Source organism: Bacillus sp. MMSF_3353 (assembly GCF_030733445.1).
In the GTDB taxonomy this organism is placed as follows: Bacteria; Bacillota; Bacilli; order Bacillales; family Bacillaceae_G; genus Bacillus_A; species Bacillus_A wiedmannii.
In genome coordinates this window covers 352,634-374,820 of sequence record NZ_JASHJA010000002.1, presented here as the reverse complement: position 1 = coordinate 374,820, position 22,187 = coordinate 352,634, and the positions used below count along the sequence as shown (strand labels likewise).

26 protein-coding genes are annotated in these 22,187 nt (G+C 38.1%); 24 read left to right on the top strand and 2 right to left on the bottom strand.

Annotated elements, in window-relative coordinates; translation table 11 throughout:
• Positions 1-84 precede the first annotated feature (84 nt).
• Positions 85-471, bottom strand: a complete 387-nt coding sequence (locus RBB48_RS07190; RefSeq protein WP_087985979.1) for a DoxX family protein — start codon at positions 469-471, stop codon at positions 85-87.
• 388 nt (positions 472-859) lie between these two features.
• Here RBB48_RS07190 and RBB48_RS07185 point away from each other — a divergent pair, with 388 nt between their 5' ends.
• From RBB48_RS07185 to RBB48_RS07095, 19 genes are all read left to right on the top strand, one after another.
• Positions 860-1,357: a PTS sugar transporter subunit IIA gene (locus RBB48_RS07185; RefSeq protein ID WP_087985978.1), complete on the top strand. Its 498-nt coding sequence runs from the start codon at positions 860-862 to the stop codon at positions 1,355-1,357.
• Positions 1,358-1,604: 247 nt separating this feature from the next.
• A complete protein-coding gene (locus RBB48_RS07180; protein WP_048542685.1) occupies positions 1,605-2,045 on the top strand; it encodes a low molecular weight protein arginine phosphatase in 441 nt (146 codons plus the stop codon).
• 96 nt (positions 2,046-2,141) lie between these two features.
• A complete protein-coding gene (gene rpiB / locus RBB48_RS07175) occupies positions 2,142-2,585 on the top strand; it encodes a ribose 5-phosphate isomerase B (RefSeq protein ID WP_000869917.1) in 444 nt (147 codons plus the stop codon).
• Between the two features lie 21 nt (positions 2,586-2,606).
• Positions 2,607-3,224 (top strand): TIGR01440 family protein, encoded by a 618-nt coding sequence (locus tag RBB48_RS07170; protein WP_095205689.1) that lies wholly within the window; start codon positions 2,607-2,609, stop codon positions 3,222-3,224.
• 253 nt (positions 3,225-3,477) lie between these two features.
• Positions 3,478-4,719, top strand: a complete 1,242-nt coding sequence (gene glyA / locus RBB48_RS07165) for a serine hydroxymethyltransferase (protein ID WP_000349796.1) — start codon at positions 3,478-3,480, stop codon at positions 4,717-4,719.
• A gap of 272 nt (positions 4,720-4,991) precedes the next feature.
• Positions 4,992-5,621: a uracil phosphoribosyltransferase gene (gene upp / locus RBB48_RS07160; RefSeq protein WP_000517539.1), complete on the top strand. Its 630-nt coding sequence runs from the start codon at positions 4,992-4,994 to the stop codon at positions 5,619-5,621.
• Between the two features lie 372 nt (positions 5,622-5,993).
• Entirely contained in the window at positions 5,994-6,107 is a 114-nt protein-coding gene (locus RBB48_RS07155; RefSeq protein WP_048542683.1) for a DUF4024 domain-containing protein, read from the top strand.
• Positions 6,108-6,133: 26 nt separating this feature from the next.
• A complete protein-coding gene (locus RBB48_RS07150) occupies positions 6,134-6,358 on the top strand; it encodes an AtpZ/AtpI family protein (protein WP_001171220.1) in 225 nt (74 codons plus the stop codon).
• Positions 6,358-6,750, top strand: a complete 393-nt coding sequence (locus tag RBB48_RS07145; protein WP_000567600.1) for an ATP synthase subunit I — start codon at positions 6,358-6,360, stop codon at positions 6,748-6,750. The genes RBB48_RS07150 and RBB48_RS07145 overlap by 1 nt, the downstream gene beginning before the upstream one ends.
• Before the next feature lie 7 nt (positions 6,751-6,757).
• Positions 6,758-7,477, top strand: coding sequence for a F0F1 ATP synthase subunit A (gene atpB / locus RBB48_RS07140; protein ID WP_048542682.1), 720 nt, complete (start codon positions 6,758-6,760; stop codon positions 7,475-7,477).
• 56 nt (positions 7,478-7,533) lie between these two features.
• A complete protein-coding gene (atpE, locus tag RBB48_RS07135) occupies positions 7,534-7,752 on the top strand; it encodes a F0F1 ATP synthase subunit C (protein ID WP_000052064.1) in 219 nt (72 codons plus the stop codon).
• Positions 7,753-7,881: 129 nt separating this feature from the next.
• Positions 7,882-8,388 (top strand): F0F1 ATP synthase subunit B, encoded by a 507-nt coding sequence (atpF, locus tag RBB48_RS07130; protein ID WP_001142625.1) that lies wholly within the window; start codon positions 7,882-7,884, stop codon positions 8,386-8,388.
• The gene (gene atpH / locus RBB48_RS07125) at positions 8,385-8,927 is read left to right on the top strand and encodes a F0F1 ATP synthase subunit delta (RefSeq protein ID WP_098349047.1); all 543 of its coding nucleotides are present in this window, start codon (positions 8,385-8,387) and stop codon (positions 8,925-8,927) included. Before atpF ends, atpH begins: the two co-directional genes overlap by 4 nt.
• Before the next feature lie 11 nt (positions 8,928-8,938).
• A complete protein-coding gene (gene atpA / locus RBB48_RS07120) occupies positions 8,939-10,447 on the top strand; it encodes a F0F1 ATP synthase subunit alpha (protein WP_000027511.1) in 1,509 nt (502 codons plus the stop codon).
• Positions 10,448-10,662: 215 nt separating this feature from the next.
• Positions 10,663-11,523, top strand: a complete 861-nt coding sequence (gene atpG / locus RBB48_RS07115; RefSeq protein WP_000157696.1) for a F0F1 ATP synthase subunit gamma — start codon at positions 10,663-10,665, stop codon at positions 11,521-11,523.
• A gap of 119 nt (positions 11,524-11,642) precedes the next feature.
• On the top strand, positions 11,643-13,052 hold the full coding sequence (gene atpD / locus RBB48_RS07110) for a F0F1 ATP synthase subunit beta (protein ID WP_001032603.1): 1,410 nt from the start codon (positions 11,643-11,645) through the stop codon (positions 13,050-13,052).
• Positions 13,053-13,072: 20 nt separating this feature from the next.
• A complete protein-coding gene (atpC, locus tag RBB48_RS07105; protein WP_000847206.1) occupies positions 13,073-13,474 on the top strand; it encodes a F0F1 ATP synthase subunit epsilon in 402 nt (133 codons plus the stop codon).
• Between the two features lie 130 nt (positions 13,475-13,604).
• Positions 13,605-14,387 carry a DUF975 family protein gene (locus tag RBB48_RS07100; RefSeq protein WP_098091556.1) on the top strand — a complete coding sequence of 261 codons (783 nt, stop codon included), beginning with the start codon at positions 13,605-13,607 and terminating at the stop codon, positions 14,385-14,387.
• 47 nt (positions 14,388-14,434) lie between these two features.
• A complete protein-coding gene (locus RBB48_RS07095; RefSeq protein ID WP_048542679.1) occupies positions 14,435-15,088 on the top strand; it encodes a DUF975 family protein in 654 nt (217 codons plus the stop codon).
• A gap of 16 nt (positions 15,089-15,104) precedes the next feature.
• Here RBB48_RS07095 and RBB48_RS07090 read toward each other — a convergent pair whose 3' ends face one another.
• Positions 15,105-17,834, bottom strand: a complete 2,730-nt coding sequence (locus RBB48_RS07090) for a putative bifunctional diguanylate cyclase/phosphodiesterase (RefSeq protein WP_097907154.1) — start codon at positions 17,832-17,834, stop codon at positions 15,105-15,107.
• Between the two features lie 289 nt (positions 17,835-18,123).
• Here RBB48_RS07090 and nuoA point away from each other — a divergent pair, with 289 nt between their 5' ends.
• From nuoA to nuoH, 5 genes are read left to right on the top strand one after another with little or no spacing between them, the layout of a single operon-like run.
• Positions 18,124-18,492 carry an NADH-quinone oxidoreductase subunit NuoA gene (gene nuoA / locus RBB48_RS07085; RefSeq protein WP_000179270.1) on the top strand — a complete coding sequence of 123 codons (369 nt, stop codon included), beginning with the start codon at positions 18,124-18,126 and terminating at the stop codon, positions 18,490-18,492.
• Entirely contained in the window at positions 18,483-19,001 is a 519-nt protein-coding gene (gene nuoB / locus RBB48_RS07080) for an NADH-quinone oxidoreductase subunit NuoB (RefSeq protein WP_000236331.1), read from the top strand. The genes nuoA and nuoB overlap by 10 nt, the downstream gene beginning before the upstream one ends.
• The gene (locus RBB48_RS07075) at positions 18,998-20,059 is read left to right on the top strand and encodes an NADH-quinone oxidoreductase subunit C (RefSeq protein WP_306007489.1); all 1,062 of its coding nucleotides are present in this window, start codon (positions 18,998-19,000) and stop codon (positions 20,057-20,059) included. The genes nuoB and RBB48_RS07075 overlap by 4 nt, the downstream gene beginning before the upstream one ends.
• A gap of 3 nt (positions 20,060-20,062) precedes the next feature.
• The gene (gene nuoD / locus RBB48_RS07070; RefSeq protein WP_306007488.1) at positions 20,063-21,163 is read left to right on the top strand and encodes an NADH-quinone oxidoreductase subunit NuoD; all 1,101 of its coding nucleotides are present in this window, start codon (positions 20,063-20,065) and stop codon (positions 21,161-21,163) included.
• Positions 21,163-22,164, top strand: coding sequence for an NADH-quinone oxidoreductase subunit NuoH (gene nuoH / locus RBB48_RS07065; RefSeq protein ID WP_000573437.1), 1,002 nt, complete (start codon positions 21,163-21,165; stop codon positions 22,162-22,164). The genes nuoD and nuoH overlap by 1 nt, the downstream gene beginning before the upstream one ends.
• Positions 22,165-22,187 lie beyond the last annotated feature (23 nt).

Sequence of the window (22,187 nt, the reverse complement as noted above, 5' to 3'; positions counted from 1 at the left end):
TAATATTTTTATTACATAAAAAGAACTTACTTCATTGTGATTGAAGTAAGTTCCGTCTAAATAATCTCGAATTCAAGATAAAAATTATAATAAAACGTATGCCCCAGGTCCGATTAAAGCTACTCCGACAGCAACAGCGATTAACATTAAATTGTATTCATATCCGTTTTGTGTTACCCAGTAACCATTTTTTCCGTGAACAGTGAAGATTGCCATTAACATTGTTCCAACGATAAATAATGAACCAATTGCAGTGAAAATACCTGATGCGAATAAGAAGCCACCTAATAATTCAGTTGCGCCAGCCATAAATGCCATGAATACACCAGGACGTAAACCGATTGACTCCATCCAGCCGCCTGTTCCTTTTAAACCGTAACCGCCGAACCAACCAAATAGTTTTTGAGCACCATGACCCATGAATGTAATACCTATAATAAGACGAATAATAAGAAGACCGATATCCATCATTTCAAAAAAACCTCCTAAAAGTTATTAACTTATCTTATGTAAGTAATAATAAGATAGTTACTTACTTTAGTCAAGTGGATTTCGAAAAAAGTTTGAAAATAATTTTACAAATTAGCGACAAAAAGCAAAATGTAGTAAAGACCTCTAGACAAGTTGGGTAAAAAAAGAGAAAATATAAGTAGAAGTTAACTTCTTATTGTTATTCAGACAATCAGAATTGACTGGAATTTTGCAAAGAGCTACAATAAGAGTCTATTAGTAATGACGTAATTTATTTCGAAAGCGTTTTTACAGTATAATATTCGAAGTATGAAGTCTTACATGTATCCCGAGTTTTACTAGGGATTGCCCTATAAACTTTTAGGTAAATTATGAGGAGGACTATCCTATGTTTAAAAAATTATTCGGTTTTGGTTCAAAAACAAATGAAGAAACAATCGTAGCTCCATTAACTGGAGCAGTGAAAAATATTGAAGAAGTACCAGATCCAGTATTCGCTGGTCGTATGATGGGTGAAGGTGTTGCAATCGATCCTACTGAAGGTCTAGTTGTATCTCCAGTTGATGGTGAAATCGTACAATTATTCCACACAAAACATGCTGTAGGAATTAAAGCGAAAAACGGTACAGAAATTTTAATCCACGTTGGATTAGAAACTGTAAAAATGGAAGGCGAAGGTTTCGAAGCTCACGTTTCTGAAGGCCAAGCTGTAAAAGCTGGAGATAAATTAATCTCATTCGACTTAGAATTAATCCGTGAAAAAGCGAAAAGTACAATTACTCCAATCGTTATTACAAACACAGATGCAGCTGAGTCTATTAAAACAACTGTAGGCGTAACAGCTACAAAAGGTTCAACAGAAGTAATGAAAGTTACAATGAAATAATTATTGTATAAGAGGAATCCGTTTCATATGAAATGGATTCCTTCTTTTGTTTTGTAGTACGCTTGCTATGTATGTTAAAATACTCTAGGCACTTGGAAATAGGGTTTCACATATATGTGGATAAGGCGCATTTTTCTTAGAAAAAATATAAGAGAAATGCGCCTTTCGTATATTCACATTTCTTTTGTTCTATTCTTATGTACGTTATGATGAAAGATAGGAAAAAGAAGAAAAGGGGTGGGTTTGGATGGAACGAGTGTTATTTATTTGCACTGGAAATACATGCCGTAGCCCGATGGCTGAGGCGTTACTTCGTCATCATGGAGAAGGGAAGTTTGAAGTGCAATCTGCTGGTGTTTTCGCCTATCCTGGAAGTGATGCGTCGATATATGCAAAGGAAGCTTTAGCTGAAAAGGGAATTACAATCGATCATGCTTCGCAACAGATAAATGAAGCTTTGATTGATTGGGCAGATATTGTAGTAACAATGACGGAAAACCATAAGCAAATTGTACTTGGGCATTATCCGAGTGTTGAAAAGAAAGTGGATACATTATATGGAGTAACTGAGGGGATAAGTAAGGATATTTCAGATCCATTTGGCGGTTCACTTTCTATTTATAAAGAAACGTTAGAAGAGATGGAAAAACTTGTACAAACTTTACTGAAAAAACATTCAGAAGGTTGATGTTTCGTGTATAATACGATATTGGAGATTACTTCGTTCCGTTAAGGTAACGAGTGAGAAATGAAGATAATTGATTGAAACTTTGGAGGGGTAAAAATGAAAGTAGTAGTAGCATCTGATCACGGCGGTATGAATATCCGTAAAGAACTTGTAAGTTTATTAGAAGAGTTAAATATTGAATATATTGATTTAGGTTGTGAATGTGAAGCTGGTTCTGTTGATTACCCTGATTTTGCGTTTCCAGCAGCGGAAATGGTAGCGAATGGCGAGGTAGATCGTGGTATTTTAGTTTGTGGGACAGGCATCGGTATGTCAATTGCAGCAAACAAAGTAAATGGTATTCGTTGTGCATTAGTTCATGATACTTTCAGTGCGAAAGCAACGAGAGAGCATAATGATACGAACATGTTAGCAATGGGCGAGCGTGTAATTGGTGCAGGTCTAGCACGTGACATCGCAAAAATTTGGTTAACAACTGACTATGAAGGTGGTCGTCACGAAAACCGCGTAGGGAAAATTAAAACATACGAAACAAAGTAATAGATTCTAACTAGAAGTAGTATGAAATATAATTTGGTGAACCAACCTGTGAAAGGAAGAGGCGTAATGACAGAAATCGTAAAGGTAAGAGAACAGTTACAAATTTCGCTTGCTGATTTCCAAGAACAAGCTTCATTACAAAGTGGACAAATTTTTGTAGTGGGGTGTAGCACGAGCGAAGTGCTAGGAGAAAGAATTGGGACATCAGGAACGATGGAAGTAGCAGAGGCGATTTTTTCTGAGTTAAAACAATTTCAAGAACAAACAGGTATTGAGTTGGCGTTTCAATGTTGCGAGCATTTAAACCGTGCTTTAGTAGTTGAGAGAGAGTTGGCGATGAAATATCAATTTGAAATTGTAACAGTTACGCCTGTTAGATCAGCAGGTGGTGCATTAGCAACATATGCGTATCACAATTTGAAAGATCCGGTAGTAATTGAGTTTATTAAAGCAGATGCAGGAATGGATATTGGTGATACATTTATTGGTATGCATTTAAAGCATGTAGCTGTTCCGGTTCGTACAGGTGTGAAGGAAATTGGAAGTGCGCATGTAACGATGGCAACGACACGTGGAAAACTAATTGGTGGAGCACGTGCTGTTTATGCGGCGAAGGAAGAGACTATAACTTGCCGTTAGACATGAAAAATTATAAAGTCGCATAATAGCTTTATATCGAAAGATAAAAGGTATGTAGTCTGACTTTATAATAGAAGAAAGAAAAGACCGATTTTCGGTCTTTTTTTTCTTTTATGATATAGAAAGTCATGTTAGAATGTAGTTGAAAACATGAAGGTTCGAAAGAATTACAACCTGAATTTTCGTTTTTTCTGAATAAATGAGAAAAAACTATTGGGAATCGATGTAATTCGTTCAGAAAAGGGGGATTTTGGTGGATCATTTAAAACGTCAAGATGAAAAGGTATTTGCTGCAATTGAGGCAGAACTAGGAAGACAGCGTTCAAAGATTGAGTTAATTGCTTCGGAAAACTTCGTAAGTGAAGCAGTAATGGAGGCGCAAGGTTCTGTTTTAACGAATAAGTATGCTGAGGGATATCCTGGAAAACGTTACTATGGTGGCTGTGAGCACGTAGACGTAGTGGAAGATATCGCACGTGACCGCGCGAAAGAAATTTTTGGTGCAGAGCATGTAAATGTTCAACCACATTCTGGTGCACAAGCGAACATGGCAGTATACTTTACGATTTTAGAGCAAGGCGATACAGTACTTGGTATGAATTTATCTCATGGTGGTCACTTAACACACGGAAGCCCTGTTAACTTCAGTGGAGTACAATATAATTTCGTAGAATATGGCGTGGATGCTGAATCTCACCGTATTAATTACGATGATGTATTAGCAAAAGCGAAAGAACATAAACCAAAATTAATCGTTGCAGGTGCAAGTGCATATCCTCGTGTTATCGATTTCAAACGATTCCGTGAGATTGCAGATGAAGTGGGTGCATACTTTATGGTTGATATGGCACATATCGCTGGTTTAGTAGCTGCTGGTTTACATCCAAACCCAGTACCACACGCGCATTTCGTTACAACGACAACACATAAAACATTACGTGGTCCACGTGGTGGTATGATTTTATGTGAAGAGCAATTTGCAAAACAAATTGATAAATCAATCTTCCCTGGTATTCAAGGTGGTCCACTTATGCACGTAATCGCTGCAAAAGCTGTTGCATTTGGTGAGACACTACAAGATGATTTTAAAACATATGCACAAAATATCATTAATAATGCGAATCGCTTAGCTGAAGGTCTTCAAAAAGAAGGACTTACACTTGTTTCTGGTGGAACAGACAATCATTTAATCCTGATTGATGTTCGTAACTTAGAAATCACAGGTAAAGTAGCAGAGCACGTGTTAGATGAAGTTGGTATTACAGTGAACAAAAATACAATTCCATTTGAAACAGCAAGCCCATTTGTAACAAGCGGTGTACGTATCGGTACGGCAGCTGTAACATCTCGTGGTTTCGGTTTAGAAGAAATGGATGAAATTGCGTCACTTATTGCTTACACATTAAAAAATCATGAAAATGAAGCTGCATTAGAAGAAGCAAGTAAGCGTGTAGAAGCGTTAACGAGCAAATTCCCAATGTACACAGACCTATAATAGATTAAAGAAGACTGCTGAGACGTAATTGTTTTGGCAGTTTTTTTTTTGGACATATATTGTTCTTTAAGTATGTATACAAATGATGAATAAATTTTGGCGATATAATGAAGGATACAGCTCCCATAATTGGTAAAGATACTAGATAGATTCATCGTAAAATCATGATTTTGCCAAATTTGCCCTTGAATATTAGTAGCGTTTTCTTTACAATCGTAAATAGTGTAAAAAAGCGTGCAAACGCATGAATATCATCTAAAGGAGAGATTCACATGGGAAAACTGTATGTATTTGATCACCCGTTAATTCAACATAAGATTACATATATTCGCGATAAGAATACAGGTACGAAAGATTTTCGTGAATTAGTGGACGAAGTAGCAAGTTTAATGGCTTTCGAAATTACTCGCGATCTTCCACTTAAAGACATTGAAATTGAAACACCTGTAAGCAAAGCGACAACAAAAGTGATCGCTGGTAAAAAGCTTGGTTTAATTCCGATTTTACGTGCAGGTTTAGGAATGGTTGATGGAATTCTGAAATTAATTCCAGCAGCAAAAGTAGGACACGTTGGTTTATACCGTGACCCTAAAACGTTACAACCGGTAGAATACTATGTGAAACTTCCAACGGATGTAGAAGAACGTGACTTTATCGTACTAGATCCGATGCTAGCAACAGGTGGTTCTGCAGCTGAAGCAATTAACTCTCTGAAAAAGCGCGGTGCAAAACAAATTAAATTAATGTGTATCGTTGCAGCTCCAGAAGGAGTAAAAGTAGTACAAGAAGAACATCCTGATGTTGATATTTATGTAGCAGCATTAGATGAGAAATTAAATGATCACGGATATGTAGTACCAGGTCTTGGTGATGCTGGTGACCGTTTATTCGGAACGAAGTAAGACAACTGACGAGAGGGGATTTCCCTCTCGTTTTTTTGTACTATGATGAGGTAGGGGAGGGGGGATAAATATACATAGTATATACAACATAAGTTGAATACACACCACATATAATATAGAAGTCTTACGTCTAAAGAGCACTATATTATGGAAGGAAAGCGTTATATCGTAAAAATATAATAGTGACAAACTTGTGAACATTTCCTTCTATTATAATGAGAAAACTGCTAGAAATTGCATATCTCTAACCAGTATTTAGAAGGGGAACGTTTTCATTTTTGGGAGGAAATGACTAATACTCAAATTTTTTGATTTTTTACGATTTCTCGTTGACACTGTTAATACCCTATTGTATGCTAACAACGGGGATAGATGGTAGGGCTTTCAGTGACAAAAATACATCTATTCCGTGACGAAAATGTAAACTTTTTAATTTGTATAGGATTTATGCAAAAAAATGAGTTATTATTAACACATCGTGAATGAGGGTTACATATTGGAGGGATGAATCCTTGCAAAAAAACGATCGCAGCCATATAAAAGCTTATGCTTTAATGTCAGGTATTCTTGCTCAGTTAGTCGGTTCTATTCTTATTGGAATCTTTGGTGGGCAGTGGATTGATAGTAAGGTTGGAACGTTTCCATTGTTTCTTATTATAGGGTTATTACTCGGATTAGGAACAGGGATATACGCAATGATTCGACTCATTCGACATTACTATTCGGGAGAGCAATGATGATAGACGTACATGGACTTGTCCAAAGACAAAAGAAATATATGTACTACTTGCTTGCGCTTCTAGTGCTAGGATGGGGATTCACCTCTTACAAGGATGTATTTCTTGGGCTGATTATCGGAACGATTTTCAGTTTTCTTAGTTTGCGCATCATTGCACGTAGAACAGACAAGCTGTTGGATCGCGTAACAAATGGAGAAAACGTGAAGTTTAAGGCGACAGCGGTAAGTACATATTCGAGATTCGCCACGATTGGATTATTAATTTTATTTGCAGCCAAATATCAAGAGTTAATCGCGATGTGGGGCCTAGGTGTAGGATTGCTGACAGGATACCTTGTCATGATCATAGATTTTCTTTATTTAGAGTATAAGAGCAGGGAAGAGAGGTGAATTACTAGTGGAACACGGTAAATTAGTTAAATTTCTAGGTTTAACGTTCGATTTGTCATCAGTTATGATGGTTACTGTAGCAGCAGTTATAGTTTTCTTAATCGCTGTTATCGGAACTCGCAGTTTAGCCCTTCGCCCAACCGGGATGCAAAACTTCATGGAATGGGTGTTTGACTTCGTGAAAGGGATTATCAATAGTACGATGGACTGGAAAACAGGTGGACGTTTCTTAACGCTGGGCGTTACGCTTATCATGTTTATCATCGTATCGAACTTCCTTGGTTTACCATTCATGTATTCAACAGTTGAGGCTGGCGAACATATTGCATGGTGGAGATCACCAACGTCTGATCCAGCAGTTACATTAACATTAGCCGTGATGGTAGTTACCCTCACCCATTATTATGGAATTAAGATGAAGGGTACGAAAGAATACGTAAAAGGTTATTTCCAACCTATGAAATTCTTATTCCCATTAAAGGTTATTGAGGAGTTTGCTAACACATTAACGTTAGGTCTTCGTTTATTCGGTAACATTTATGCAGGTGAGATCTTATTAGGATTACTTGCTAAGTTAGGCGGGGCATCATTCCTTGGAGCATTAGGTGCGCTTGTACCAATGTTAGCATGGATGGGATTCAGTGTATTCGTTGGATCAATCCAGTCATTTATTTTCGTTATGTTAACGATGGTTTATATGGCTCATAAAGTAAGCCATGACCATTAATATAATTTAAGTAAGAAAAAATTTATTTTTTTATAATACAAAGGAGGACAAATTAAATGAGTTTAGGTGTAATCGCAGCTGCAATTGCAATTGGTTTATCAGCATTAGGTGCAGGTATTGGTAACGGTCTTATCGTATCACGTACAATCGAAGGTGTTGCTCGTCAACCAGAATTAAAAGGCGCGCTTCAAACAATTATGTTCATCGGGGTTGCTTTAGTTGAGGCACTTCCAATCATCGGTGTAGTTATTGCATTCATCGTAATGAACAAATAAGGGAGACTCCCCTTACATAGATGGCGAAGAGTGTTTTTCCGAACTTTCTTCGCCATTGCTTTATGAACGAAACGTATGTCTTTTTTTTTCATATGATCAATTTAGATATTTTGAAGGGAGTGAATCCTTGTGCCAACTTTATTATTAGGGGCTTCCATTCCATTTGGAACGATTGCTTATACATTGTTCATTTTCTTACTTCTATTAGTAATGCTACGCAAATTCGCGTGGGGCCCTTTAATGGGAATTATGAAAGAGCGTGAAGAGCATGTTACTAATGAAATCGACGCTGCAGAAAGAAGTAACGCTGAAGCGAAGAAATTAGTAGAAGAACAACGTGAAATGTTAAAACAATCGCGTGTTGAAGCACAAGAGTTAATCGAAAGAGCGAAAAAACAAGCTGTAGATCAAAAAGATGTTATTGTTGCTGCTGCGAAAGAAGAAGCAGAATCAATTAAAGCATCTGCTGTACAAGAAATTCAACGCGAAAAAGAGCAAGCGATTGCTGCTTTACAAGAACAAGTCGCTTCTTTATCTGTTCAAATTGCTTCTAAAGTAATTGAAAAAGAGTTAAAAGAAGAAGATCAAGTTAAGTTAATTCGCGATTATATTAAAGAAGTAGGAGAAGCGCGATGAGCAATGGGATTGTAGCAAAACGTTATGCTGTCGCTCTTTTTAAAATTGCAAAAGAAAAACACGTATTAGAAATGTTTGAAGAGGAATTACGCCTTGTACAAAACGTTTATGTAAAGAACGGAGAACTACATAGCTTTTTAACGCAACCGAACATTTCAAAAGAGCAGAAGAAAACGTTTCTTGCGAACGTATTCGGATCTGTTTCTGAATCTATTTTAAATACGTTATATATTTTAATTGATAACAAACGCATTGATATCTTACCTGAAATTGCAGATGAATATGTTGTTCTTGCTAATGAAGAACGTAACGTAGCCGACGCAACTGTATATTCTACTCTTCTTCTATCAGAAGAAGAGAAGCTTAACATTGCAGAAGCATTTGCAAAGAGAACGGGAAAAGATGCAATTCGCGTAAAAAATGTTGTAGATGAAGATTTACTAGGCGGCATTAAAGTACGTATTGGAAATCGCATTTACGACGGAAGCTTACAAGGAAAATTAGCACGTATTCAGCGTGAATTAATGAAGAATAGATAGGGGTGAAGCACATGAGCATCAGAGCTGAAGAAATTAGCGCACTGATAAAGCAACAAATCGAGAACTATCAGTCTGAAATCGAAGTTAGTGATGTTGGTACAGTTATCCAAGTTGGTGACGGTATTGCGCGTGCTCATGGTCTTGATAACGTTATGGCTGGTGAACTTGTAGAGTTCTCTAACGGCGTTATGGGACTAGCACAAAACTTAGAGGAAAACAACGTAGGTATCATTATTTTAGGACCTTACACAGAAATTCGTGAAGGTGACGAAGTTCGTCGTACTGGTCGCATCATGCAAGTACCAGTAGGAAAAGAACTAATCGGTCGTGTTGTAAACCCATTAGGTCAACCAGTTGATGGTTTAGGCCCAATCAATACAACAAACACTCGTCCAATCGAAAGTCCAGCACCAGGTGTAATGGATCGTAAATCTGTTCATGAGCCACTTCAAACAGGTATTAAAGCGATCGATGCTCTTGTACCAATTGGCCGTGGTCAACGTGAGTTAATCATTGGTGACCGTCAAACAGGTAAAACAGCAGTTGCACTTGATACAATCATTAACCAAAAAGATGAAGATATGATTTGTATCTATGTAGCTATCGGACAAAAAGAATCAACTGTACGTAACGTAGTAGAAACACTACGTAAGCACGGTGCATTAGATTACACAATCGTTGTAACTGCATCAGCTTCTCAACCAGCTCCATTATTATACTTAGCTGCTTATGCTGGTGTAACAATGGGTGAAGAGTTCATGTACAATGGTAAACACGTATTAGTAGTATATGATGACTTATCAAAACAAGCAGCGGCTTACCGTGAGCTTTCATTACTATTACGTCGTCCTCCAGGTCGTGAAGCATATCCAGGGGATGTATTCTACTTACATTCTCGCTTATTAGAGCGTGCAGCAAAATTAAGTGATGCAAGAGGCGGCGGTTCTTTAACTGCACTACCTTTCATCGAAACACAAGCAGGGGACGTATCAGCTTACATCCCAACAAACGTAATTTCTATTACGGATGGACAAATCTTCTTACAATCTGACCTATTCTTCTCTGGCGTACGTCCAGCAATCGATGCGGGTACTTCTGTATCTCGTGTAGGTGGATCTGCTCAGATTAAAGCAATGAGTAAAGTATCAGGTACACTTCGTCTTGACCTTGCATCTTACCGTGAGTTAGAAGCGTTCGCTCAGTTCGGTTCTGACCTTGATAAAGCAACTCAAGCGAAACTAAACCGTGGTGCTCGTACTGTTGAGGTATTAAAACAAGGATTACACAAACCATTACGTGTAGAGAAACAAGTTATCATTCTTTACGCTTTAACACGTGGATTCCTAGATGATATCCCAGTAGTAGATATCACTCGTTTCGAAGAAGAATTCCATGCTTGGTTAGATTCTAATGCGACTGACTTATTAGAAGAAATCCGCACAACTAAGAAACTTGCGGATGACGACAAATTTGCAGCAGCTATTAATGGATTTAAAAAAGTATTCGTAGCTTCTGAGTAATGAATAAAAGCTCCAGAGGCTCGTTCAAGCCACTGGAGCTAGATAATATATAAAAGGCATCTCAAGTTTTGAGATTGCTGACGGTTATGTAAAGGAAAAGAGTAGGTGCACCTATTCTTTTCCTTCAATCATGAGCAAGAATATCTTGCAACGTAGATTAGGAAGAGAATTCTTACTAATCGTGCCAACTTCCGGAAAAAAGGTGGTGAAAACCTGTGGCATCTTTACGCGATATAAAAGCGAAGATTAACTCGACAAAGAAAACGAGTCAAATTACGAAAGCAATGGAGATGGTATCTGCATCTAAGTTAAACCGTGCAGAGCAAAATGCTAAATCTTTCGTTCCGTATATGGAAAAGATTCAAGAAGTAGTAGCGAGCATTGCGCAAGGAAGTAAAGGAATTAATCATCCGATGCTAAATGCGCGTCCTGTAAAGCGTACAGGGTACATCGTTATTACATCTGATCGCGGACTAGCAGGTGGTTATAACAGTAACGTATTACGTACAGTAAGTAACGTAATTCGTGAACGTCATAATATGGATTCAAACCAATATTCAATTATTGTGCTTGGCCGACTAGGACGTGATTATTTAAAACGTCGCGGCTTTAATATCATTGATGAAGTAGTTGGACTATCTGACCACCCATCATTTACTGATATTAAAGATCTTGCTTCTCGAGCAATTGCGATGTTTGCAGATGGTGCTTATGATGAGCTGTATATTTACTACAACCATTACGTAAGTAAAATTTCACAAGAAGTAACGGAAAATAAAATTTTACCGCTTACTGATGTGGCGTCTGACAAACCGACGACAGCTTATGAATTCGAACCTTCTGAAGAAGAAATTTTAAAAGTACTATTGCCACAATACGCAGAAAGCTTAGTGTACGGTGCATTACTAGACGGTAAAGCAAGTGAACACGCAGCGCGTATGACAGCAATGAAGAGTGCTACAGACAACGCGATGGAAGTTATCGATTCACTTACACTTTCATTCAACCGTGCGCGTCAGGCAGCGATTACGCAAGAAATTACGGAAATCGTTGGTGGAGCAGCAGCGTTAGAGTAGTAATAAAAAGCGTAGGCGACTCTTTCAAAAGAGTCGCGTAAGCTATAAACCAATAAAAAATTAAAAGCTAACTGCTCGTAGCAAGTTGGCTAATTAAAAGAAAGCTAGGAGGGAACCCGATGAATAAAGGGCGCGTTACGCAAATCATGGGTCCGGTTGTAGACGTTAAGTTTGATGGCGGAAAGCTACCAGAAATCTACAACGCCCTTACGGTAAAACAAAGCAACGAAAACGGAACAAGCATTAACTTAACATTTGAAGTTGCACTTCATTTAGGTGATGATACAGTTCGTACAGTTGCAATGTCTTCCACAGACGGACTTGTTCGTGGTACAGAAGTAGAAGATACTGGTAAAGCAATCTCTGTACCAGTTGGTGATGCAACACTTGGTCGCGTATTTAACGTATTAGGTGATGCAATTGACTTAGATGGTGAGGTTCCTGCCGATGTACGCCGTGATCCAATTCACCGTCAAGCACCTGCATTCGAAGAATTATCTACTAAAGTAGAAATTCTTGAAACTGGTATTAAAGTAGTAGACTTACTTGCTCCTTACATTAAGGGTGGTAAGATCGGTCTATTCGGTGGTGCCGGTGTAGGTAAAACTGTATTAATTCAGGAATTAATTAACAACATCGCCCAAGAACACGGTGGTATCTCTGTATTCGCTGGTGTAGGTGAGCGTACTCGTGAGGGTAACGATTTATACCACGAAATGAGCGATTCTGGCGTAATTAAGAAAACTGCGATGGTATTCGGACAAATGAATGAGCCACCTGGAGCACGTCAACGTGTTGCATTAACAGGTTTAACAATGGCTGAACATTTCCGTGATGAGCAAGGACAAGACGTACTATTGTTCATCGATAACATCTTCCGTTTCACGCAAGCAGGTTCTGAAGTATCTGCCCTTCTTGGTCGTATGCCATCTGCGGTAGGTTACCAACCGACACTTGCAACAGAAATGGGTCAATTACAAGAGCGTATTACATCTACAAATAAAGGGTCTATCACATCTATCCAAGCGGTATATGTACCAGCCGATGACTATACGGATCCAGCACCAGCTACAACGTTCGCTCACTTAGATGCAACAACAAACTTAGAGCGTCGTTTAACACAAATGGGTATTTACCCAGCCGTAGATCCATTAGCATCTACATCTCGTGCACTTTCTCCAGAAATCGTAGGAGAAGAGCATTATGAAGTAGCTCGTCAAGTACAGCAAACTTTACAGCGTTATAAAGAGCTTCAAGATATCATTGCTATCTTAGGTATGGATGAGTTATCTGAAGAAGATAAGTTAGTTGTACATCGTGCTCGTCGTATTCAATTCTTCTTATCTCAAAACTTCCACGTAGCTGAGCAGTTTACAGGTCAAAAAGGTTCTTACGTACCTGTAAAAAATACAGTTAGCGGATTTAAAGAAATTCTAGAAGGAAAATATGATGACCTTCCAGAAGATGCATTCCGTCTTGTAGGTGGTATTGAAGAAGTTATTGAAAACGCGAAGAAAATGATGGCGTAAGGCCTTAGGAGGGACGAATTATGAAGACATTTCCAGTCAGTATTGTAACTCCTGATGGACCGGTTTACGAAAAAGAAGTAGAAATGGTAAGCGTAAAAGCAGAGAGTGGGGAAATGGGGATCTTACCGGGTCACATTCCAACTGTTGCACCATTAAAAATTAGTGCAGTTCGTCTGAAACATGGTGGACACACTGATTATGTAGCAGTAAGCGGTGGCTTTATCGAAGTTCGTCCAGATAAAGTAACTGTATTATCATCATCTGCTGAAGAAGCAAACCATATCGATATCCATCGTGCAAATGAAGCGAAGCGTCGCGCTGAGCAACGTATGCAAGATAAACAAGCACATGTTGACTTTAGACGTGCAGAAATGGCATTACAACGTGCTGTGAACCGTTTAAACGTTTCCGATATGAAATAAAAAATCCGTAAAGGCTTTGCCTTTACGGATTTTTTTGTGTAGTTCATGGATAATTTTACAAAAATGGTATAATTATATTGATGCTTGTATAAGTAGAGAATGTACAACAATTTATAAAGGGGATGAATAAATGATCGGTGAAATGAAACGAGAAGCGTTGCACTCTTTAAAGGGAAAATGGGGACTAGGTGTTGGATCAACGATTTTATATTTTATTTTAAGTTATGTTGTTTCAATGGCTGCAATGCTTATACTTTTAATTCCAGGAGTTATTATATTTTTACTATTTGCTGGTTTAACAGGTTCACTTGAAGAGGAAACAATATCAATTGGAGCAGGTATTACATTTGGTATTTTTTATTGCATCATAATAATTTTGAGTAACGCATCGTATGGAATTACATCATACGGTTATACAAATGTATTTTTACAGATGAGTAAACGAGAAGGTGCTAAAGTAGATCACTTATTCGAAGGGTTTCGTGGCTTTAAAAGAATGATGAAAACGATGTGGGCAATGCTTGCGATTTTGTTATATACAGGTACATGGATTCCAATGTTGCTAGTAGCCTTATTCGCATTTTTCGGTGAAGAAGGAAATACGTCGTTTACTATCGCTTTCTTTGTACTATTAGCTATTTCAATCGTTGTTATGATTGTGATGTATTTTTCTTATGCGATGACGTACTATGTAATGATTGAAAATCCAGAGTATAGTGTGTCACGAGCAATGAAAGAAAGTAAGCATCTTATGAAGGGGCACAAATTAGATTTATTTCTGTTGTGGCTGAGTTTTATAGGTTGGGCAATCTTAGCGATTCTTACACTCGGAATAGGATTTCTTTGGCTTAGTCCGTATATGAGTACAACGACAGCGCATTTTTATCGCTATCTTTCAAAAGATGAATTGTAGTAGGAACATGCTATACTAATAGAGTTATTACGTATAGGAGGAACAATATGATTAGTGATTTAAAAGGAGAAGCGCTAGATTCATTAGAAGGGAAATGGGGATTAGCTGTCGGGGCAACATTACTGATTTCGATTCTTATTTCAGCTTTTAGTTTTAGTATTGATTTCATTTTCTTTCAATTTTGGGATTGGAAAGAAGTAAATAACTCACTTTCAGTAGACGTTATTACAATATTGATGGTAGGTCCATTAACGCTAGGTGGTTATCATTTAGCACTACATATCATTCGTGAAAAAGAAGCGAGTATTGGGCATATATTCAGATGGTTTACAGAAGGAAGTAAGTTTATAAAGTCATTTTTATTATATATAGTAGTGAACATTTATATTTTCTTATGGTTTTTATTATTTATTATTCCAGGCATTATTAAATCATTTTCTTATGCGATGACGTACTTTATAATAAATGATCATCCTGAGTATTCCATAAATCAAGCTATTACAGAAAGTCGTCGTATGATGAATGGACATAAGATGGAGTATTTCATTTTATGTTTAAGCTTTATTGGTTGGTTTATATTAAGTTGTATTACGTTAGGGATTGGATTCCTATGGCTAATTCCATATTTTTATACGACGTCAGCAGCTTTTTATGAAGAAATTGCAGAGGAGTATTACGAGAAAACAATTCCGACACTATAAAAACACCCAGTATGAGCTATTGGTTCATACTGGGTGTTTTTTGTAGAAATTTTATAAATTGATGACTAGTAAGTGGTTTACTGAAATAGTAACCTTGCATATATTTACAGTTGTTCTTTTGTAGAAACTTAAGTTGTTTTTCTGTTTCAATTCCTTCAGCAACGACAGAGAGGTTTAAAGTATTTGCAAGGGAAAGGATAGTGGAAACGATAGCTCTTTCCTCAGGCCGATGATCGGCTAGTTGTGTAAATTCTCTCGGTACTTTTAACGTATCGATAGGGAAAATTGATAAATAAGCGAGAGAAGAATAGCCGGTACCGAAGTCATCAATGGACGTTTGAATACCATATTCCTTTAATTGTTTTAGTCTTGATAATGTTTCTTTTTCATCAATCATTGCAATTCGTTCTGTTAGCTCAAGTGTTACATGCTTTGGATCGACTTTAATGTCTGTTAGTATTTGTGAAATGTTGTTGATTAAATTCTCTTGCTGAAACTCTTTTGCGGATAAGTTCACACTTATTTTTAAATCTGTGTAGCCGAAAGTATGCCATATTTTTAACTGGCGACAAGATTCTTTTAATACCCAATGACCGAGCGGAACGACTTGTGGCGTCTCTTCTACAATTGGAATGAACTCACATGGCGGAATGTCACCTAGGAGTGGGTGTTTCCAGCGTAGTAATGCTTCAGCACCAATAATCTTTTTCGTCGTAATATCAATTTGTGGTTGATAGACGAGATAAAACTCTTCGTTTACTAAAGCGAGTGGTAAATCTTTTTCAATTCGAGCTTTTCGTTCCATTTTTTTATACAATTCTTTCGTGTATAGGGAGCTACCATTTTTTCCTTTATTTTTTGCTTCGTACATGGCCATATCAGCATGCTGTAAAATGGATAATGGATCTTCACCTGCTTCAGGATATATTGCAATCCCGATGCTCGGTGAGATTTGTAAATGTTGACTTTCAATTTCGAATGGTTCGTTCATGGCTGCTACAATCGTATCAGCTATTTTTTTCACATCGGGTCTTTTTTTATAATTTTCGATAAGGATTGTGAACTCATCCCCGGCTAGCCGGGCGAGCTTCATATTTGGTGTCGATAGTCTTTCTAGTCTTTTTGCTACAGCAATTAATAGAAGGTCTCCTACCCTATGACCGAGGGTATCATTAATAACCTTAAAGCGGTCTAGGTCAAGAAACATAACAGCAAACGGCCTTTTTGATATTTCGGATCGAGCAATTGCTTGTTCTACATATTGATGAAATGCACGGCGATTTGCAAGCTCTGTTAAAGTATCATGATATGCTAGAAAATTAATTTGTTCTTGTTGTTGTTTGCTTTCCGTAATATCTTTAATCATTAAATAAACACCAGAAATATGATCCTTTAAAAAGATAGGAACTGCTGTAACATGCAAGTAGTAAATATCCCTATTCTTATGATATGCCCGTACTTCTAAAGAAATAGATTTCCCTTTTTTTACTCGATGAAAGGCATTAATGATTTCTTCCAAATCTTCTTCATACGTAAGTGAATAGTATGGTTGCTTTAATAATTCATTCGTTTGATAACCGAGTAAAGTAGTACCAGCGTTGTTCACGTTGAGAAAATTACCGTACAAGTCTAATGTGAAAATTGGATCTGGATGGTGCTCGTATAAAGATTTAAACATCTGTTGGTTATGATATAGTTCATTTTTTTGTTCTACTAAATCTTCTGTACGTAGTTCAATTTGTTTTTCGAGTTCTGAGTTGAATTGCATTTGAGCTAGTAATAATATTTTATTTTGTTTTCGAACTAAACTATGGCGTATGAGAACGAAGGAGAAAGTTATTATAAGCCCGATTACTACAATAGGTGCAAAAACATATTCAACTAGTATAAAAACAATAAGCATTACTACAGAAATATAAGGTAATGACAATCTGATCGATTCCCCAAGTTTAGGTGTTAATAGTACTTGCTCTTGTCTTTCGGGTTCTTTTGTATGCAGAATACAGGCGATTGCTACTAGTACTAAAGTTACTTGATAGAGAGGAGTAACTGTAAACATAGAATACTCGGGTATGAAGTATTTGATATAAGCATAAATCGCATCTGTAGTAGCATATAAAATTAAAGCACTGCCAAGAAGCGCACCAACTTTTTTGGATAATAAGGATAATGGCTTGAATAACAGATTGATTCCTATGAGAAGAAAGAGCAAATCGGCCATTGGATAGGTAAGTTGAACAAATATGTCGATATAGGATGTTGAAGAAACGTGAATGGTGCGTTCAATAAGTAAGTAGTAACTTAAAGTGAATTGTGCTGTAACAATAATACAAATATCACATATCATAAAAAGCTTTTCTAATAAATCGCGGTTATAGATGATCTCATATAGAAACGCAAATGCAAAGGTAATTAAAAAAAGTAAGTAAAAAAAATCGGACGGATCAACGAATGTATAATAGTCCTTTAAAATTAAACGTTGATAGGCAACGACCATATCACCAATGAAATAAGAGAGAGTTCCAACAGATAAAATGGTCCAAAATAAACGAGGTAACCCTTCTTTCCTATTTGAAAAATAAAGTATATAACTACAAGCGATAATATCAATGAATAAGGTACTCATTCCAATTAATATTTGAAAAGGAAATGAGTATTCATATAGAAAAGGCATTGCCACGTAATGAATCGCTATAGATAACAATATAATGCTTATAAGAATACTTACATGTGTTTGTTTTTTCATTTATCTCACCCACGGTATATACATATAAATTCCTCTTTTTATTTTTTATTGTTTCTTGAAACATATATATAATTTCTATACTTATTTTACACAGGTATAGCGAGTTATAAAAATAGATTTTAATAATTCTCGTTTCGGTCCCCAATATATCGACATAGGAATTTGAAGTTTGCTATAATGATTAAAATAGTTGCATTATTTAGAAAAATTTAAAAATAATAATTACTGCAGCTAGGACATATTGTTTACTAAGTGAACTTGTTCTTAATTCAGGGGGGAGGGTTTCACAATGGCAAGTGTATATGAAAATAGTTATATGATCGTTTTGATTTTCTTGCTATTAGGTATATTGCTGCCGGTAGTGGCTCTTACATTAGGAAAGATGCTGCGTCCAAACAAACCAAGTGCAGCGAAAGCGACGACGTATGAGAGTGGGATTGAGCCTTTTCATGATGCAAATATTCGGTTTCATGCTCGTTATTATATTTTTGCTTTATTGTTTGTCATCTTTGATGTAGAAACTTTATTTTTATATCCATGGGCTGTTGCATATGACAAGCTCGGTTTATTTGCACTGATTGAAATGCTCATCTTTGTTGTAATGTTGCTAGTTGGATTAGCGTATGCTTGGAAAAAGAAGGTGTTACAATGGTTATAAATTTTGAGGAATTACATCCAAATGAGCGGGCGGAATTAGAACGAAATATCTTTTTTTCTACATTGGAGCAGTTAAAAGGATGGGCACGAAGCAATTCTTTATGGCCGATGACATTCGGACTGGCATGCTGTGCAATTGAAATGATGGGAGTAGGTTCATCACATTACGATTTAGATCGATTTGGGTCATTTTTTCGGACATCGCCAAGGCAATCGGACGTTATGATTGTGTCGGGAACAGTAACGAAGAAGATGGCTCCTATTGTTCGGCGTTTATACGATCAAATGCCCGAACCAAAATGGGTTATTGCAATGGGATCTTGTGCGACAGCAGGTGGCCCATATGTAAATTCGTACGCTGTTGTGAAAGGTGTGGATCAAATTGTACCAGTGGATGTGTATATTCCTGGTTGTCCACCCAATCCTGCTGCTTTAATTTATGGAATTAATAAATTGAAAGAAAAAATTCGTTACGAGGCAAAGACAGGAAAGCAGGTGACGAATAAATGAGTGATCCAAATAAAGACCTAGAGGATTTGAAAAGAGAAGCGGCTAGGCATGCGAAAGAAGAGGCGAGAAAGCGTCTCGTTGCGAAACATGATGCGGAAATAAGTAAACTTGAGGAAGAAAATCGAGAAAAAGAGAAAGCGCTACCAAAAAATGATGGTATGACTGTGGAGGAAGTAAAACGACGTGCAGCCGCAGCCGCGAAAGCAAAAGCGGCAGCATTAGCAAAGCAAAAAAGAGAAGGAACAGAAGAGGTAACGGAAGAAGAAAAGGCAAAAGCGAAGGCGAAGGCAGCCGCCGCGGCAAAAGCAAAAGCGGCAGCATTAGCAAAGCAAAAAAGAGAAGGAACAGAAGAAGTAACGGAAGAGGAAAAGACCAAAGTGAAAGCGAAGGCCGTGGCGGCAGCAAAGGCAAAAGCGGCGGCTTTAGCGAAGCAGAAGGCCTCGCAAGGTAATGAGGATTCAGGAGATGAAAAGGCGAAGGTAATTGCAGCAGCGAAGGCAAAAGCGGCTGCGGCTGCAAGAGCAAAGACAAAGGGCGCTGAAGGTAAGAAGGAAGAGGAGCTGAAGCCGGAAGAGCCATCCATGAATCAACCGTATTTAAATCAGTATGTTGAAGTTATTAAGGGGAAAGTAGGAGAGGATACATTAGTAGATTCCTACATTAATAAACTTTCAAAAGACGTGCCAACTCTTGTGGTTGAGACCTCCAAATATTATGAAGTAATGGAGTTACTGCGATTCCATGAGGGACTTGCTTTTGATTATATGTCAGAGCTACATGCGACGGATTTTGTGACACATATGGAAGTATATGTTCATTTATTTTCATATGGAAAGAAACAGTCAGTAGCGGTGAAGGTGAAGTTGGATAGGGAAGCACCAGAAGTAGAGTCGGTTGCAGCGCTTTGGAAAGGAGCGGACTGGCCAGAGCGAGAAGCGTATGATTTACTCGGCATTGTATTTAAGGGACATCCGAATTTATCACGTATTTTAATGCCTGATGATTGGATAGGGTATCCGCTTAGGAAAGATTATGAACCGTATGATGTGGAGGTGTAGCTTATGATCCGTACGGAAGAAATGCTTTTGAATGTAGGGCCTCAGCATCCGAGTACGCATGGTGTGTTCAGGCTTGTTATTAAGATTGACGGGGAAATTATTAAAGAAGCTACACCAGTTATTGGATATTTGCATCGCGGGACCGAAAAGATTGCCGAGAGCTTACAGTATACGCAAATTATCCCTTATACAGATCGAATGGACTATTTATCGGCCATGACGAATAACTACGTCATTTGCCATGCTGTCGAGACGATGATGGGGCTTGAAATCCCGGAGCGGGCCGAATACTTACGAGTACTTGCAATGGAGCTTGGAAGGATTGCGAGCCACCTCGTTTGGTGGGGGACAAATCTTCTTGATATAGGAGCGGTCAGCCCGTTTTTATACGCGTTTCGTGAACGAGAGATGATTATAAATTTATTAAACGAATTATGCGGTGCCCGTCTTACTTTTAACTATATGAGAGTCGGGGGTGTAAAGTGGGATGCGCCGGACGGTTGGATTGAAAAAGTGGAAGAGTTTGTTCCGTATATGCGAGAGCAATTGGCAGGTTATCATGATCTCGTTAGCGGTAATGAGATTTTCTTAAATCGCGTAAAAGGCGTTGGTATATATAGCGCGGAAGAAGCGATTTCGTATTCTTTAAGCGGAGCGAATTTGCGGTGTACCGGAGTAAACTGGGATCTTCGCAAGGATGAACCGTACTCCATTTATGATCGTTTTGATTTCGATATTCCTGTTGGGAGTGTGGGAGATGCTTGGGATCGTTACGTTTGCCGCATGCAAGAGATTGAGGAGTCATTAAAAATTGTTGAGCAAGCTGTCCAACAGTTCCCGGAAGACGGAGCTGTGCTAGCGAAAGTGCCGAAAATCATTAAGGCGCCTAAAGGGGAAGCGTTCGTCCGTATAGAATCGCCACGAGGAGAGATTGGTTGCTATATTGCTAGTGATGGAAAGAAAGAGCCGTACCGCTTGAAGTTTCGCAGGCCGTCTTTTTACAATTTGCAAATTTTACCGAAGTTATTGAAAGGTGAAAACATCGCCAATTTAATTACGATTTTAGGTGGAGTTGATATTGTACTTGGGGAGGTTGATGGCTAATGATTGAAACGCTCTTACAATCACCTTCAAGCTGGACGAATTTCTTCATTTTTTTCGGATTAGCGGTGCTTCTATTATTTGCAGTCCTTGGCTTCGTTACATATGGTATTTTGGCAGAACGGAAAGTGATGGGTTTTATGCAAGGGCGGATTGGCCCAAACCAAGTTGGGGGCCGATTCGGCTTACTGCAAACGGTAGCTGATGTTTTAAAACTATTATTGAAAGAAGATAGTATTCCGAAAGCGGCAGATAAACCGTTGTTTATATTAGCGCCTGTCATTGCATTCGCACCGGCATTTATGGTGCTTGCAGTCATCCCGTTTACTGATAAATTTCAGTTCGCGGATATTGGCGTAGGCTTACTGTATTACATTGCTGTTTCTGGCATTACGACGATTGGTGTCGTAACCGGAGGGTGGGCATCAAATAATAAATATTCCCTTTTAGGAGGGATGCGTGCGGCAGCGCAAATGATTTCTTATGAAATTCCGCTTGTAATGAGTGTAATTGGTGTCGTTTTGTTAGCTGGTAGCCTGAATTTAAATGAAATTGTAGCAGCGCAGGAGAATGTTTGGTACATTTTCGTGCAGCCAATCGGTTTCGTCGTTTTCTTAATCGCAGCGGTAGCAGAGTTAAATAGGACGCCGTTTGATTTACCAGAAGCAGAGTCGGAACTTGTTTCTGGATATCATACGGAATACTCAGGGTTTCGCTGGGCGTTTTTCATGCTTTCAGAGTACGTATATTTCTTCGGAATGGCATCTTTAATTACAGTGCTCTTTTTAGGCGGATGGAATCCAGTTATGTTCCTTGGGTTTATCCCAGGAGCTGTATGGTTTGCTTTGAAATTTAGCAGTGTAGTCTTTCTATTAATTTGGTTCCGCGTTACGTTTCCGCGTATAAGAGGTGACCAGTTAATGGAGTTTGGCTGGAAAGTATTATTGCCAATTGCACTTGCGAATATTTTCTTAACGGCATTGATTAAGGAGTTATTCTTCTAATCTATGAGGGGGGTGCCAGTAAG

Bases quoted from the DNA above. Each gene is read 5' to 3' on its own strand.
- RBB48_RS07100 (WP_098091556.1), top strand. From the start codon at position 13,605: ATGATCGGTGAAATGAAACGAGAAGCGTTGCACTCTTTAAAGGGAAAA.
- RBB48_RS07090 (WP_097907154.1), bottom strand. From the start codon at position 17,834: ATGAAAAAACAAACACATGTAAGTATTCTTATAAGCATTATATTGTTA.
- RBB48_RS07185 (WP_087985978.1), top strand. From the start codon at position 860: ATGTTTAAAAAATTATTCGGTTTTGGTTCAAAAACAAATGAAGAAACA.
- upp (WP_000517539.1), top strand. From the start codon at position 4,992: ATGGGAAAACTGTATGTATTTGATCACCCGTTAATTCAACATAAGATT.
- nuoH (WP_000573437.1), top strand. From the start codon at position 21,163: ATGATTGAAACGCTCTTACAATCACCTTCAAGCTGGACGAATTTCTTC.
- RBB48_RS07155 (WP_048542683.1), top strand. From the start codon at position 5,994: ATGGTAGGGCTTTCAGTGACAAAAATACATCTATTCCGTGACGAAAAT.
- RBB48_RS07170 (WP_095205689.1), top strand. From the start codon at position 2,607: ATGAAATATAATTTGGTGAACCAACCTGTGAAAGGAAGAGGCGTAATG.
- atpA (WP_000027511.1), top strand. From the start codon at position 8,939: ATGAGCATCAGAGCTGAAGAAATTAGCGCACTGATAAAGCAACAAATC.
- atpE (WP_000052064.1), top strand. From the start codon at position 7,534: ATGAGTTTAGGTGTAATCGCAGCTGCAATTGCAATTGGTTTATCAGCA.
- RBB48_RS07145 (WP_000567600.1), top strand. From the start codon at position 6,358: ATGATAGACGTACATGGACTTGTCCAAAGACAAAAGAAATATATGTAC.
- atpD (WP_001032603.1), top strand. From the start codon at position 11,643: ATGAATAAAGGGCGCGTTACGCAAATCATGGGTCCGGTTGTAGACGTT.
- atpC (WP_000847206.1), top strand. From the start codon at position 13,073: ATGAAGACATTTCCAGTCAGTATTGTAACTCCTGATGGACCGGTTTAC.
- nuoB (WP_000236331.1), top strand. From the start codon at position 18,483: ATGGTTATAAATTTTGAGGAATTACATCCAAATGAGCGGGCGGAATTA.
- nuoD (WP_306007488.1), top strand. From the start codon at position 20,063: ATGATCCGTACGGAAGAAATGCTTTTGAATGTAGGGCCTCAGCATCCG.
- atpH (WP_098349047.1), top strand. From the start codon at position 8,385: ATGAGCAATGGGATTGTAGCAAAACGTTATGCTGTCGCTCTTTTTAAA.
- RBB48_RS07095 (WP_048542679.1), top strand. From the start codon at position 14,435: ATGATTAGTGATTTAAAAGGAGAAGCGCTAGATTCATTAGAAGGGAAA.
- RBB48_RS07190 (WP_087985979.1), bottom strand. From the start codon at position 471: ATGATGGATATCGGTCTTCTTATTATTCGTCTTATTATAGGTATTACA.
- RBB48_RS07075 (WP_306007489.1), top strand. From the start codon at position 18,998: ATGAGTGATCCAAATAAAGACCTAGAGGATTTGAAAAGAGAAGCGGCT.
- nuoA (WP_000179270.1), top strand. From the start codon at position 18,124: ATGGCAAGTGTATATGAAAATAGTTATATGATCGTTTTGATTTTCTTG.
- rpiB (WP_000869917.1), top strand. From the start codon at position 2,142: ATGAAAGTAGTAGTAGCATCTGATCACGGCGGTATGAATATCCGTAAA.
- RBB48_RS07180 (WP_048542685.1), top strand. From the start codon at position 1,605: ATGGAACGAGTGTTATTTATTTGCACTGGAAATACATGCCGTAGCCCG.